The organism is Enterococcus silesiacus (genome assembly GCF_001886225.1).
Lineage (GTDB): Bacteria > Bacillota > Bacilli > Lactobacillales > Enterococcaceae > Enterococcus_L > Enterococcus_L silesiacus.
The window spans coordinates 42938-57468 of the sequence record NZ_JXLC01000015.1; the positions used below are offsets into that span (position 1 = coordinate 42938).

14 protein-coding genes are annotated in these 14531 nt (G+C 36.1%); 2 read left to right on the plus strand and 12 right to left on the minus strand.

Annotated features, from left to right (window positions below):
- Positions 1-90 precede the first annotated feature (90 nt).
- From rpsR to rpsF, 3 genes are read right to left on the minus strand one after another with little or no spacing between them, the layout of a single operon-like run.
- Positions 91-330 carry a 30S ribosomal protein S18 gene (gene rpsR / locus RV15_RS11070; RefSeq protein WP_010762117.1) on the minus strand — a complete coding sequence of 80 codons (240 nt, stop codon included), beginning with the start codon at positions 328-330 and terminating at the stop codon, positions 91-93.
- Between the two features lie 25 nt (positions 331-355).
- On the minus strand, positions 356-907 hold the full coding sequence (ssb, locus tag RV15_RS11075; protein WP_025870561.1) for a single-stranded DNA-binding protein: 552 nt from the start codon (positions 905-907) through the stop codon (positions 356-358).
- A 48-nt stretch (positions 908-955) separates the two neighbouring features.
- On the minus strand, positions 956-1258 hold the full coding sequence (gene rpsF / locus RV15_RS11080) for a 30S ribosomal protein S6 (RefSeq protein WP_010762119.1): 303 nt from the start codon (positions 1256-1258) through the stop codon (positions 956-958).
- A 309-nt stretch (positions 1259-1567) separates the two neighbouring features.
- Here rpsF and RV15_RS11085 point away from each other — a divergent pair, with 309 nt between their 5' ends.
- Positions 1568-3094 carry an AMP-binding protein gene (locus RV15_RS11085; RefSeq protein ID WP_071878110.1) on the plus strand — a complete coding sequence of 509 codons (1527 nt, stop codon included), beginning with the start codon at positions 1568-1570 and terminating at the stop codon, positions 3092-3094.
- Between the two features lie 56 nt (positions 3095-3150).
- Here the strand turns inward: RV15_RS11085 and menC are convergent, their stop codons facing one another.
- The 7 genes from menC to RV15_RS11120 form a co-directional block, all read right to left on the minus strand.
- Entirely contained in the window at positions 3151-4260 is a 1110-nt protein-coding gene (gene menC, locus RV15_RS11090) for an o-succinylbenzoate synthase (RefSeq protein ID WP_071878148.1), read from the minus strand.
- A 36-nt stretch (positions 4261-4296) separates the two neighbouring features.
- Positions 4297-5112 carry a 2-succinyl-6-hydroxy-2,4-cyclohexadiene-1-carboxylate synthase gene (gene menH, locus RV15_RS11095; RefSeq protein ID WP_071878111.1) on the minus strand — a complete coding sequence of 272 codons (816 nt, stop codon included), beginning with the start codon at positions 5110-5112 and terminating at the stop codon, positions 4297-4299.
- On the minus strand, positions 5109-6833 hold the full coding sequence (gene menD, locus RV15_RS11100) for a 2-succinyl-5-enolpyruvyl-6-hydroxy-3-cyclohexene-1-carboxylic-acid synthase (protein ID WP_071878112.1): 1725 nt from the start codon (positions 6831-6833) through the stop codon (positions 5109-5111). The genes menH and menD overlap by 4 nt, the downstream gene beginning before the upstream one ends.
- Complete coding sequence (locus tag RV15_RS11105) at positions 6817-8199, minus strand: isochorismate synthase (RefSeq protein ID WP_071878113.1); 1383 nt, start codon at positions 8197-8199, stop codon at positions 6817-6819. The genes menD and RV15_RS11105 overlap by 17 nt, the downstream gene beginning before the upstream one ends.
- Entirely contained in the window at positions 8196-9665 is a 1470-nt protein-coding gene (locus RV15_RS11110; RefSeq protein ID WP_071878114.1) for an o-succinylbenzoate--CoA ligase, read from the minus strand. The genes RV15_RS11105 and RV15_RS11110 overlap by 4 nt, the downstream gene beginning before the upstream one ends.
- A gap of 12 nt (positions 9666-9677) precedes the next feature.
- The gene (gene menB / locus RV15_RS11115) at positions 9678-10493 is read right to left on the minus strand and encodes a 1,4-dihydroxy-2-naphthoyl-CoA synthase (RefSeq protein ID WP_071878115.1); all 816 of its coding nucleotides are present in this window, start codon (positions 10491-10493) and stop codon (positions 9678-9680) included.
- Positions 10494-11294: 801 nt separating this feature from the next.
- Entirely contained in the window at positions 11295-11702 is a 408-nt protein-coding gene (locus RV15_RS11120; protein ID WP_217265819.1) for a hypothetical protein, read from the minus strand.
- Positions 11703-11990: 288 nt separating this feature from the next.
- On the opposite strand from RV15_RS11120, the gene RV15_RS11125 reads away from it, so the two are divergent.
- Positions 11991-12866 (plus strand): helix-turn-helix domain-containing protein, encoded by an 876-nt coding sequence (locus RV15_RS11125; RefSeq protein WP_071878117.1) that lies wholly within the window; start codon positions 11991-11993, stop codon positions 12864-12866.
- Between the two features lie 150 nt (positions 12867-13016).
- Here RV15_RS11125 and RV15_RS11130 read toward each other — a convergent pair whose 3' ends face one another.
- Positions 13017-13487 carry a type II toxin-antitoxin system death-on-curing family toxin gene (locus RV15_RS11130; protein WP_071878118.1) on the minus strand — a complete coding sequence of 157 codons (471 nt, stop codon included), beginning with the start codon at positions 13485-13487 and terminating at the stop codon, positions 13017-13019.
- A gap of 1 nt (position 13488) precedes the next feature.
- Entirely contained in the window at positions 13489-14499 is a 1011-nt protein-coding gene (locus RV15_RS11135; protein WP_071878119.1) for a DNA-binding protein, read from the minus strand.
- Positions 14500-14531: the final 32 nt, after the last annotated feature.

The following is a 14531-nucleotide window of genomic DNA, read 5'->3' on the forward strand; positions in this document are numbered from 1 at the left end:
TCATTAACTTATCCTCTATATAATTACTCATAACAAGAAACAAAAAAGAGATCAAAGAACTAATCCTTTGATCTCTAAGTAAATGCTATATTATTGCTCTTCACCAACAAATGGTAATAAGCCCATGATACGTGCACGTTTGATTGCAATTGTTAATTTGCGTTGATTCTTAGCGCCAGTACCTGTTACACGACGTGGCAAAATTTTCCCACGTTCAGAAATGAATTTTTTTAGTAATTCGATATCTTTATAGTCAATATATTCAATATGGTTAGCAGCGATATAATCGACTTTACGACGTTTACGTCCGCCTCTTCTTTGTTGTGCCATTCTTATTCCCTCCTATCAAATTCGTTTAGAATGGTAAATCATCATCTGAAATGTCAATAGTCGAACCTGAACCACTAAATGGATCAGAATCTCTATCGAAATCAGGCATACCGTTATTGCTAGACTGAGAGGATGATTGATTAAAATTGTTTTGTCCTGAAAAATTATTATTCTGTGGTTGTTGGAAACTTCCGCCACCAGCATTATAAGTTGGTGTTGAATCTGATCCATCTGTTGTCTGTCTTTGTTCTGATGCAGAACGAGACTCTAACAACTGGAAATTCTCACAGACAACTTCAGTCACGTATACACGTTGACCTTGTTGATTCTCGTAATTTCTAGTTTGAATACGACCAGTTACGCCTAATAAGGTACCTTTACGCGCATAGTTTGCCATTGTTTCAGCAGGTTTACGCCAAATCACACAGTTAATAAAATCTGCTTCACGATTTCCATTTGCATTCGTAAAGTTACGGTTTACCGCTAAGGTAAAGGTCGCAACCGCTGAACCACTAGATGTATATCGTAAATCGGGATCTTTTGTTAGTCTTCCAACTAATACAACGTTGTTAATCATTTAAACATCTCCTTTCGTCAATCCAAATGTTTCACGTGAAACATTTGGTTATGCTTCTTCCTTGATAATCATGTGACGGATAATATCGTCATTGATTTTAGCAAGACGATCAAATTCATTGATTGCTCCTGCAGTTGATGGAGAAGATACTTTAACGATATGATAGATGCCTTCACGGAATCCGTTCATTTCATATGCTAAGCGGCGTTTTTCCCAATCTTTTGATTCGATAACTTCTGCTCCGTTATCTTTTAAGATTGTGTCGAAACGTTCTACTAAAGCAGTTTTTGCTTCTTCATCAATGTTCGGACGAATAATATACATAACTTCATAATTCGTAACTTGACTCATTGATTTTCACCTCCCTATGGACTTTAGGCTCTTAGATTGCTAAGAGCAAGGAGAGTTATCTAAAATATATAGACTACTCACAATGTTTCATTATACAGCTAAAAGCTGATAAAATCAAGTGTTCTTAGCAATTTTTGATCATTTTTTTTAGCAATCATTTTTCCTCTCAGGTCTTACTTTAAATATACGTATAAATCAGCTAGTTTCATTTTTTTACTTATAATTCAGGTTATTTATTTTTCATGGTATACTTACCCTTGTTCGAAATTACACAAATAACTTAAAGTAGTTTGAAAGGATGCTGTCACATTGAATCAATTGTTAGAATACCAACCACTTAACTTGTACACGAACTATCTTGAGGCTGCAAGTAATACTCCAGAAACTGCCATTATCCATGATGAACCTTTACCTGCTTTTCCTGAACTTGGAACTAGTTACACATATCAATTAAGTCATGAGGCGATTTTAAATCGTGCTTATCAACTAGCTAGCTTGGGTGTTAAGGCTGAAGATAAAATCATTATATTCAAAAGCTCAAAATTCGATACTTATTTGTTGGCGGTTGCTGCTTCTTATTTGGGTGCTGTTCCGGCGATGATTTCTTATCATTTTCCGGCTGAAACGATTGAGGTTTTTGTTGATCGATTAGAAGATCCGTTTATTCTTTTTGATGATGAAACGGCAGAAAAAATAACTAACGTAACAAATAGTTCACCAGAAAAGCAAATTTCAGTGACCAGACTTTTACAAGCACCTGCTAATGAGGTACCTCAGGTGGAATTACCTAAAGATATGATTGCTTATATGACACACACCTCTGGAACAACTGGGATTCCTAAACTAATTTGTCACTCTGCCAATTCTATGGGTTGGCGTACAAAGTGGCAAAAAACGATTTTCACAAAAATTGCTGAGAAAAAACTGGTTGGATTTCATATTTCACCAGTTCACTCTCGCTTTAATATTGGAATCTCTTCTTTAATGGCAATGGGTTTCCCAATGATGCCATTATCGATATCAAATAGTGACTCTGTAGCTGGAATGCTCTTAAAGCATGAGCCGATTGCTCTTGAAACTCACCCAAACAATTTTGTTCAGTGGACCTCTTTGGCTAAAAGGTTGCCAGCAGCTTTTGCAAGTGTTCGTTATTACCATTCTACTTTTGATGCTATCAACAATGCTACAATGGCGAGCTTCTTAAACGCTTCAGAAAAAAATGAGCCCATTTTCCTTCAAGTTTATGGACAAAGTGAATGTGGTCCGATGATCTTAAAAGCTCATACTTTAGAATCGCTTAAAACTTCGGATGCACGTGATATGGGGGTTGGTTTAGAAGGCTTAACTGAAGCACGAATCGCAGATAAAGAAGGGAATGTGCTACCTGCTATGACGGATGGACACATCCAATTTTTATCTAAAGGACGCGCGTTAACCTACTATAAAGAAGATGATCGCTTCCAAGCAACTGTTTTTGGCCCTTGGTGGGATAGCGGTGATTATGGCTTTATGGATGAAAACGGGCATTTATTCCTTAAGGATCGTCAAGTAGATTTGATTGATAAAATTGATAGTAATTTAGCCATCGAGGATCATTTATTGGATGCTCTTGATTTTCTTCAAGAAGTAATCATCGTTAGAGCAAAAGACAATTCTCCTCAACCGATCTTAGCAGTTGATCCAAAACAAGGGATGGATTGGGATGCTTGGTGGGAACAAGTGACTGACTTGCCTCATTTAAATAAACCAATCATTATGGATTGGGACGAGATTCCTCGTACAGCTACGATGAAGGTACAACGACTACAGATTGAAAAATCGTTGAAAGAAGACTAAACAGCTAAAATAAAACAGCACCACAGACTAACATGAAAATTAGTTTGTGATGCTGTTTATTTTATGAATAAAGTATCGTAAATGCCATATTTCACTAACTTTTCTTGCGATAAAGAAACACCAATTCCCAAACCATCAGGCACAATGAGTTCGCCATTTTGAATTTCAAAAGGATCTGTAATGATGTCCTCATGATAATAACGGTCAGAAGCTGAAATATCTCCTGGAAAAGTGAAAATCTTTTGAGAGGCAAATTGTAAGTTTAAAGCTCTTCCCACGCCAGATTCAAACATTCCACCCAACCAGACCATTAATCCCTTTTCTTCACAAAAATCAACGATCTTCATTGCTTCTGTAATGCCACCTACTCTAGGAATTTTCAAATTAATACTCCGACAACTGCCCAAATAAAAGGCTAGCTCACAATCTTTAACTGTCCGGATATTTTCATCCAGACAAATATCTGTTTTCAATTCTTTTTGTAATTGTGCGTGATCAAGGAAATCATTCGCTGCAAAGGGTTGCTCAATCATAGCTAAATTATACGCATCTAATTGGATCAAATGAGGAATATCCGCAATGGTATAAGCCGAGTTAGCATCCACCATCAGAGGTATATCAGGAAATTTATTTCGGATAGCGTCGATTGGCTTTAGATCATACCCTGGACGAATTTTTAATTTAATGCGCTGATATTCTAACGTTACATACTCTGTAATTTGATCCAATAGCTTGGCTAAATCAGTCTGTATACCAACGCTAACGCCAACAGGAATTTGTGCTCTCGTGTTATTAAAGTAAGCTTTTAAGCTTTTACCATTACGTTTAGCATATAAGTCCCAAATCGCTGTTTCAAGGCTTGATTTAGCCATCTGATTCCCTTTTACTTCATCAAAGAGAAGCGATACTTCTTTAGGATGTTGAATATCTGCATTTTTCAATAAAGGCAGCAAATGTTTTTCAATAATGACTCGAGCTGTCTCAATGGTCTCTTCTATATAATCTGGCTGTTCAAAAGGAACCAACTCTCCCATACCTTGATTCCCCAGTTCATCGGTCACTAATAAAATGTCAAAGGCTTTCTCTGTCAAACGCCCATAACTAGTTTCAAATGGAATCCTTAGAGGCAGTCGAACACGATAGCGGTCAATACGGTTAATTTTCAACGCCATTTCCTCCTTAAGGTTTTATCTTTTTGCCAACTAACTACACACAAATGACACAACGATTGTCTCAAACACCTGTGGTTTTTCTAAATGGATACAATGACCTGTATCGTTAACAATTTCAATAGAAAAATCAGGCTGCATTTCTTGCATTTTTTTGGCAATTTGTTGAAATTTAACATCTAATTCTCCAACGATCAATAGCGTGGTGGCTTTTACCTTAGCTAATTCTTGCCAGAAATCTGGTTGAACACCTGTCCCCATAAACCACAAACTACACGCCAAACCAAAGCCTCGTTGTGAGAGCCGTTCTTTTCGAAGTGTCTGCTGAACCTTATGAGACACTCTTTTTTGGCTCTCGAAAAGCGGGAGGTTTTCCCATTTTTCAACAAAGGTTTCAATGGGATGACTCATAATAAAACCAGCTAATTGTTCATCAGAACGTTTACGCATCATTCGCTCTGTCTGTCCCTTTAAGCCAGGAGAACCGCTTTCTAAGATCAAGTGTCGAACCTTTTGAGGAAATAGACACGCAAACCCTAAAGCTGCTCTAGCGCCCATTGAATAGCCTAATAAAGAAAACTCAAAAATGCCCAATCGTTCAGTCAACAATGCAACATCTTGGCATAGACACTCCATCTGATAACGGTACGGATGGACATAGCAATCAGTTCTTCCATGACCGATCAGATCAATCGCTAAAATATTGAGCTCTCTTTCCTTTTGAAAAACAGGTGAAAATGTCTGACTAGTGCCTGTAAATCCATGAAAGCAAACCAATGTTGGCCGGTTTGGTTCATAGGCTGAAAGCCACTCATAATAATAATTTACGCCATTTATTGTCGTATTCATTTATTTTTCTCGAACTTTTTTTTTAATCCTGCAATTACTTTTTCGTACAGTTTGACATTGTCCTGACGGTCGCCGACAACTTCGATTATTTGGAATTTAGGTTGTTTCTGGGTTGCTTCCAGCAATAACCCTAACTGTTCTAAACTCTCGGCTTTTACATATGTTGCATTGTATAACTGAGCAACTAAAGAAAAGTCTAAATCGATCGGCGTTCCGAAAATTGGTTCAAAATCATCGGCTGCTAACTGACGTTGTGACAGAAAAGAGAAAATACCGCCACCATTATTATTTAGTAAAACAATTGTTAATGGTAAATTGTAACGTTTAGCCAATAATAAGCCATTCATATCATGATACAGCGCTAAATCACCGACTAACAAGACATTCTGACGATTCGGATTGGTCGCACACATCCCTAAAGCCGTTGAAACAATACCATCAATGCCGTTGATTCCACGATTACCAAATAGCTGATAGTAAGTCGTTTCAGCTGTTGAAAAGCGGTCTAAAAAGCGAATCGCATTACTATTTGAAACAAACAACTGACCGTTTTCCGCCATTTTTTTATGGACAAGAACACTTGCTGAGGTTTCATTTAATATCTTCATTTCACTCAGTTCATTTAATAGTTGTTCAGTTGTTACCTGCCAGTGGATCCACTGACCGCACCACGTATCTAACGTTTTCACTTTAACCTTGTCTATGATTGCTTGAGCAAAAGTTTGTTCTTCTACTTGAATGGCAACTTGCGTTTGTTTTAACTGATCTTGCCATTGACCTGTTTCATCAACGAAGTAGATTGTTGTTGGATCATTAAGTGATTGCAACCAGAACATCGTATTTTTAGAAATAGGTAGCATGCCAAAGCGAACTATAACTTCTGGGTGTTGGATCATGTCAACTTCTTGGATAAACAGGTCAGCATAACTCATGATCAAGGGACTATCTTTGCCGCATGATGTGATGTTTGCCAGTGGATCACTAATGATCGGCCAATTTAAGGTTTCTGCTAACTTGATAAATACTTCTGCTTCTGCTGGCGTGTGACTTCCACCTACAACTAAAACACCTTTTTTTCCTTGCCAGTCCCAAACACATTTAATCAGTTGTTCTTCTGATAATTGCTTTTTACCTACCAAAATTTCAGTTGTTTTTTCAGCGGTCAAGGTTCGATCTAAATTTGGTAGTAACGGTTCTCGCAGTGGAAAATTCAAATGAATAGGACCTTTAGGTGTTTGACACGCAGTATCTGCAGCACGCATTCCTTGCCAGTAAGCATAGTCCAACATCGTCTTCGTACCTTCTGGAATTGCCATCTCGATAAATTCTTTTACATGCCCTTGAAATAAGTGAAATTGGTCCATTGCTTGTGGCGCACCGACTTGCCGTAATTCATGTGGCCGATCAGTCGTCAAAACGATTAACGGAATATGACTAGCATACGCTTCACAAATTGCTGGGTAGTAATTCGCCGCGGCGGTTCCTGATGTACACAATAAAGCAACCGGCTTACTGCTAGCTTTGCTTAGTCCTAAAGCAAAGAAAGCTGCTGAACGTTCATCAACTTCAATAAATGTCTCAATTTTCTCTTGTCGATGTAATAATAACGCGAGTGGTGTGGAGCGAGAACCTGGACTTATCACAGCCTGCTCTACTCCACTGCTGATCATTCCTTCAACAAAGGTTTGTAAATAGTTTGTCATATCACTTTGATTTGTCATGATCTTCCCCACCTATTCCTCTTAACATCGGTTGAAATTTGATTTTTGTCTCGATTCTTTCTTGTTCTGCTTGAGAATCTTTAACGATCCCGCAGCCCGCATATAAGTAGCCCACATTTCCAGAAAATACTGCTGAACGAATCCCTACTGCAAACTCTCCAACATCTTCTTTAATAGCGATCCAGCCAATTGGAGCGCCGTATAGTCCTCGGTCTAACTGCTCATGTTCTTTGAGCCAAGTCAAAGCCAACTCTTTTGGTTCTCCACCTAATGCTGGTGTCGGGTGTAACTGCTGGATTCCGTTCAAGAAACGATACTCTTTTTGACGTTGTCCTTCAATCGGTAGATAAAGATGCTGAATATCGCGATTTTTTAATAATTTCGGTGTTCGAGCTTGAATCGTCGTTCCTGTCATCTGTTCTAATTCCTTAATGATTCTATCCACAACGATTTTGTGCTCTTGCTTATTTTTCATATCATTCAATAAATAATTACCAAGCTCATCGTCTTCAATCTCCGTTGTTCCACGTGAAACAGAACCAGCAATACTAGCCGTTGAAAACGTCTCTTTGGAGGCTTTTAATAAGCGTTCTGGCGTAGCGCCGATAAAGAGTTGTTCCTTCGCTTCTAAAACAAAAAAATAAGTATTTGTTTGCTGTTGTTGCAAGTTTTGTAAGATGACCTCTGCTTGGAAGGGCTGATCGCTCTTAACTTCCATCCGTCTAGCTAAAACAACTTTTTCTAGCGGTCCTACTTCTCGTAATTTCGCTACAGTGTCATCCACGACTGCCATCCACTCTGACACTGCGATTTCTTTCGCGGTTATTTGCGCGATATCATTTTTATTTATTAGCTCAGCATTCGTTAATTCTGCGAACTCTTCTGTAAGTTTTAACCATTTTTGCTGTAATATTTCTTTATTTGCAGCACTGAAATTTATCGAAAGGTATTGTTTTCCTTCGGTTTCTGTAAGTAGAAAGGTCGGCAAATAAAACAGCCCTTGTTCCATGCAACCCCAATCGTTTTGCCCAGTGTGTTTGCTATCAAAGGCAAATCCACCAACCAACATAGCCCCTGTACCTGTAATAGAACTATTTTGATAGATTTTCTCTTTTTCTTCTAAAATAAAAGCATCAACTTGTTCAAAGGATGCTTGATCATATGTTAATTCTTGCTCTTTGCCAAACCCAACTAGCGTAAAATTTTTCTCAGGTGTCTGCCAATAAAAACGCTCGCCTTTGAATTTTTTTTGCCCCTTCTCAAAAGAAGTACGCAAAAAATCAGGCTCTTCATTTATTTCTTTGACCCAGCTAAATTGACGGTACCCTTGTTCATAAGCTTGATCTAACTCTTTAGGAATGCTCATTTGCTTAAAAAAGCCTCCCTTTCTATTGTTGTTAAGCGGTGTTTCGCTAATTTTCCACTTGCTGTTTTGGGTAGCGAGTGACACAAATAAATTCGTTTAGGCAGTTTATATTTTGCTAAATAAGTTTTCGCAAAAGTATTTATTTTTTCCACTGTGATCAGCGGATCTCCAACGATATAAGCGACCGGAACAGCTCCCCATTTCTCGTCTGTTTCACCAACTACCGCTACTTCTTTTACACCAGGAAACTCTTGTAATACGTGTTCGATTTCTGTAGGATAAATATTTTCGCCGCCTGAAATGATCAATTCACTTAAGCGACTGACTAAATAAAGATATCTCTCTTCATCCAAATAACCCATATCTCCTGTTTTAAACCAGCCATCTATTGTCCATTTCACTTTTTGCCACTTCTCGCCATTTAAATACTGTGAAACAACATTTTTTCCTTTTAATAGGATTTCCCCGACTTCATTTTCTTGCAACTGTTTTTGATCAGCATCAACGATTTTGACATGCATGCCTAACAAAGGTTTACCAGCAGAGCCGATCTTTAGCGCAGCATCTTCAAAGCTCAACGCAACGACTTGGGAGCAAGTTTCAGTCATTCCGTATGATTGGATAACAGGAATTCCATAATGCTCACATTGTTCTAATGCTTTTGGTGAGATCGGGCCACCACCAAGCAACATTGCTTTGAAACTTGAACTATAGCCTTTCTTTGGATATTTTTCCAGTAATTCCTGCAACATAATTGCGACAACAGAAATCACGGTTCCACGTCCTTCAGCTAAATCTTCTGTTACTATCGTTGCATCAAATTTACTATATAAACGCAAGCTACATCCTAAGACTAGCTGCCGAACTACAATGGATAGACCACTAATATGAAATAGTGGAACTGGACAAAGCCAGCAGTCACTAGGTAAAATATTCATATTTTCTTGCGTTGCCAGAGCACTGGCAAGATGGTTGCTAAAACATTGCATCACACCTTTAGGTTTACCTGTTGTGCCTGATGTATACATGATTGAAGCTGTTGCTTCCCCTTGATAAAGCGAATGCGGTTCAATTAGCGATTCTTCTACACCATTTGATTTTGACATTTCAATACTCGTGATTTGAGTCAATTCTGACAGAAAAGGTACACTTTCAGTAGAAACCACTACCAGATTCACCTCAGCATCGGTCAATTGGTAGTGGAGTTCTTGTAAACTTAAATGTGTATTTAGCATAACTAGTTCTTTACCTAACTCCCACAAAGCTAAAATCGAAAAATACATTTCTTTTGAATTTCGGCTAAATAGAGCCACTCGTTTTTCCTCGTATGGAATCTTTGAAGAAAATGTTGCTGCCCAATGTTTAACTTCTCGTCCAACGTCAGCAAATGACCATGCTTCATCCTGCCAGTAAAAAGCAGGATGATTCGGTCTTTCATTTACTTGTTTTTGCAGCCAACTACTCATATTTGTCACCCTTTATGGAAATTTAGGAAATTGATCGAAATCAGGATCACGTTTTTCTTTGAATGAATCGCGTCCTTCTTTGGCTTCATCCATTGTGTAATAAAGCAGTGTTGCGTCTCCCGCTAACTGCTGAATTCCAGCTAATCCGTCTGTATCGGCATTTAAAGAAGCTTTGATCATACGTAATGCAAGCGGACTTTTCTTCAACATTTCTTCTGCCCATTCCATCGTTACATCTTCAACTTCAGTTAAAGGTACAACCGTATTGATCCAGCCCATATCCAATGCTTCTTCTGCTGAATACTGTTTACATAGGAACCACACTTCTTTAGCTTTTTTATGACCAACCACACGAGCTAAATAACCAGAACCATACCCACCATCAAAACTTCCCACATTCGGTCCTGTTTGACCGAATTTTGCATTGTCTGCTGCAATCGTCAAATCACAAACAAGCTGAAGAACATTTCCGCCACCAATCGAATAGCCTTTGACCATTGCAATAACTGGTTTTGGGATCACACGAATCAAGCGTTGTAAATCTAATACATTCAAACGAGGAACACTATCCTCACCTACATAACCACCATGTCCGCGAACCTTCTGATCTCCACCAGAACAAAATGCTTTATCGCCTGCACCAGTTAAAATAATCACACCGACATCTTGCTTATCACGGCTAATGTTAAATGCATCGATCATTTCCATAACAGTTTTCGGTGTAAAAGCATTATGCACTTGAGGTCGATTAATCGTGATTTTCGCCACTTTACCTTCTTGTTCAAATAAAATTTCTTCATACTCTTTGATCGTTGTCCAGTTTCTCATGAGGAAACCTCCTTATAATTTTAAAAGCTGAGCAGGCTCATTCAGCCTCGACAGGAAAATAGGAAATTATGACTGAGGTGTTTTTTGCCTCATTCATAATTTATCTTTTTCCCGAGAGGTTAGCCTGCGAAGCTAGATAGCATAAAAGCGGAACAAGCCGTTTAGCTCTGACAGAAAAATAGGAAAATATAACTAAGGTGTTTTTTGCCTTATTTATATTTTATCTTTTTTCCGAAGAGCTGGCTTGTGCAGCTAGATAGCATAAAAGCGGAACAAATCGGTTAATCCTGTAGAAAATTAGGAAATTATAACTAAGGTGTTTTTCTTTATCTTCTTCCCAGAAACTAGTCCGCAAAACTAATTTAGTTTTCAATGCTTCTATTATACACAAATATAGAAAATTTAAAATGGTAGGCGGTTTAGAGAGCGGTGAAAGATTGTCTGAAGTAGGATCAGAAGTAATTACAATTTTTTTAAATTGAACATAAAAAATCAATTATTTGCAGTATTTTATCATGTCGCCTTTTCTTACAGTTTGGTGACTGGAAGGATGTGTTTTAATGATCGACATGTTATTTGCTCCCCTTGTTGTTGCTATAATTGCTGGTGTTGTTGTTGTTTTATTTGAACATTGGCTAAAAATCAAAACAATAAGTAGCTGTTCCAACGACATTTAGCCCAAAAGAACACCTCACGGCTCCAATTCGTGGGGTGTTTGTGTTTTAATAACCGATACGTCTGATTACATTATTATAAAAACATAATTCAGACCAAATGCAAATTGTATAAGTATTAACTTTTTTAATTCTGTTGTATCCATTGATCCATTGTTGTACACATTTCTTCTAGAAATTGCTGATCCTTTTGAATTCTACCAATTAAATGCATCATCTTTTTTCGTGCAAACATTTCATCATGAAAGTATCTATGATTTTCTACTGTAGAATTGCTAAATTGAGTTTCTAAACTTTCAAGTAACGCTTCAACAAAAAATAAACTACTGATTTCTTCGTCTATAGTCAGTGTTAAATGTTCGATTTTTTCCACTAACTTTTCAAATTTTTGTTCATAATGATCTACCAATAAATACTCATTCCAAGTAATTTCTTCAACATTGCCATCACAAGGGAACTGAAATCCTTTGATTGTTTTTACGATACTTTCTGCTCTTGCCCAACTTTCTTGCTCTGATAACTTTTGGTTTTTCATTTTTAACATTTTATTCTCCTCTTTTCTCTTGATTGTTGATTTTCATCTTCTTTAGTGAGATAATGAGGATACAATGCCTCGTATCGGTAGATTTCAGGCTAGTCTTTGCTTAGGTCGTCAAACTGAAGCAAAGACTTTTTTTGTATCCAAACATCAAACGTCCATAAAAATGAACAAAAAAAACATTATTTGTTCACTAAAATCATTTTATCATATTTTTATATATTGAACAACTTTTTTTATTGATGTTCATTAAAAAGAACATTATACTTAATTTGGAGGTGCTATATGAAAAATAAACTCTATACTTTATTAAAAGAAAAAAATGTTAGTATTAGTGAGCTTAGTAATAAAACAGGACTATCACGTACCACACTTACTGCATTAACCAAAGATGATATTTTATTAAGCAAAACAAAAGTTGGAACTTTAGAAACTATCGCTAAAGCTCTTAATACATTTGTTTGTGATATTACTAATGAGAATTTTCAAGTTAAGATAGAACATCTATTAAGAGTAAGTCAAGATGACTTTCTAAAATTTTTTTCTAAAGAACCTAATTTCAAACATGTAGATGATTTAGCTTTTATCTATGTCGTAAAATTAGCCGTTTACACAGAAAGTGCAAAAAAAATTCTATATTTATCACTAAGTACTTACTATTTGCGTTTTTCTGAAATAGCAGAAATTTGGGATAGTTTAGATAATAATTATAGAAAATCAGATTGTCCTCAAACATTCTCCGTTAATATTATGGATGATATTGACTTTTTACTTTTGAAAAAACAACATTCCAATTTTATTAAAGATTTAAATATCAATCCCTCTCAAGATTTAATTACAGAATATGATTTAATAAAATATAATCTTTTTCCTGTTATATTTGAATCGTTAGGAGAACGATTAAAAAAAGAATTCCTTTCTTTAAATAAAGAAATCTTAAATTACTATAAAAACGATGAAATTTGGATGCCAGATCTTGTCATTTTTAACTTGGAAACAATAGTAAATGGATGTGACATTGAAATTAATCTCTTACCTAACTATGAAATAGAGGTCCCTTTCATTTATGGATATTCTTTCTCTTCAAAGAAAGTTATCCAACCAAAGATTTTAAAAAATACGATCTTGACTGGATATGATGGTTGGAAACATAGACGGTAAAAAAATTCCTTGATACAAGTAAAAAACTTAACTTGTATCAAGGAATTTTTATCAATTAAAATACAGAAATTAAGCGATAAATCATACAAACAACACGGAATTCGGACATAAAAGGTATGAATAACTTATCCAATATTAAGTCTTAGCTATTTATTCATAACTTTTCATGATCTTCTCGTGTTGCTTATAGGCTTTTAGTATCTCTAGCTTTAGCGACTCATCTGAACCATAATCACCATTAAGCATACTAACTATTATCTTTTTACACAAATCTACTGACATAGCATTCGAAGCCACTAACACAACAAATCGCTCCATTTCTATTACAAATTCTGCTACAATTCCACTATAACCATTAAAAATTAAAAATGCTGTTGATAAAGCAATAGCACTCCTCTTATTTCCATCTTGAAAACAATGAAATTTGGCTATACTTAGAAATAAGTGAGTTAATTTGTCTTCAAATTCTGGATAATATAAATCATTTTGTATATGCTCTAATACACTTTGGAGCGATCCTGGATTTATAACCCCATTGTATGTATTATCACTGATTTTCATTGTATTATTATATATTTCATGAACTGCCTTCTCATCTAAATACCACAAACAATCTTTCATATCATCTATCCTTCAAGCGCTTGAAGACATCCTGCATTTTGTCTAGTCTTTCATTTAGTTCCATACTTTTTTCTCCAATAAACCGTTCATATTCTCCCTCATCAATCGGAACAATATAATCTTCAAGAGACTCATGCATTGCATTTCTAAAAACAAAATCCCTACTAGCCATCTTCATTCTTGCCTTTGCAATTAGAGGTTTCCATAAAGGCATACTACTAAATTCTTTTATAATTTCATTCAATTCTTGCGGTGTAATTTTTTGATTTCCTTTTTCTAAATATTTCCTTTTCATACAATCTGCTAAGCCACTTTCATATGATGAGACTAAATCAATTATCTCCGAGTACATTGTCTCTCTTACCCTATCATTATTACTAAGTTTTAATATCTTCTTGTATTCTTTTGCACGCTCTTTAAATATCGATTGATATATTTTATCTGTGTACACAGCATATTTTACTGGCCCCATTTCCAAATAATTATTTAATGCATCTGTATATTGTTTACGATAATTTTCGTTAATAAAAGCGGATTTAATATAATCTTCATCTCGTTGATTGATATATTTTGTATTCCCACCAACTTGTTTATTCATCACGTCAATCACGATATCTAATATTGTATTTCTTACAGCTTTAGCTTGATCACTATTTTGAAGTAGCATTGCATAGTTGAGCAACGTTCGAAAGCTTGACACGCTTAGGTTCACCACTTTGTGACCGACATCAATGTCGGTCACTTCAGCAGCGTTCTTCTTAAACTCTTGTAGTTTTTTCCCAGATAACATTTTTAGGTCATTACCTTCTAGCTCTTGCCTATTATCTTCTGTAACTCTTTCAATAGTTCTTATATCAACATCAAAAAAAGACGATACCTGTTGTCTTGTATAATAAATGATACCGTCCATTTCAATGCCAGATAAATTGAACTGCTTTTCTGCTTCTTTCATCGCTAATCTATTGTTTAAAATATTTTGTCTTTCTAATTTAGAATCTGATAATTCAGCCATAAGTATACCTCCTCGTAATGTATTATAACGAA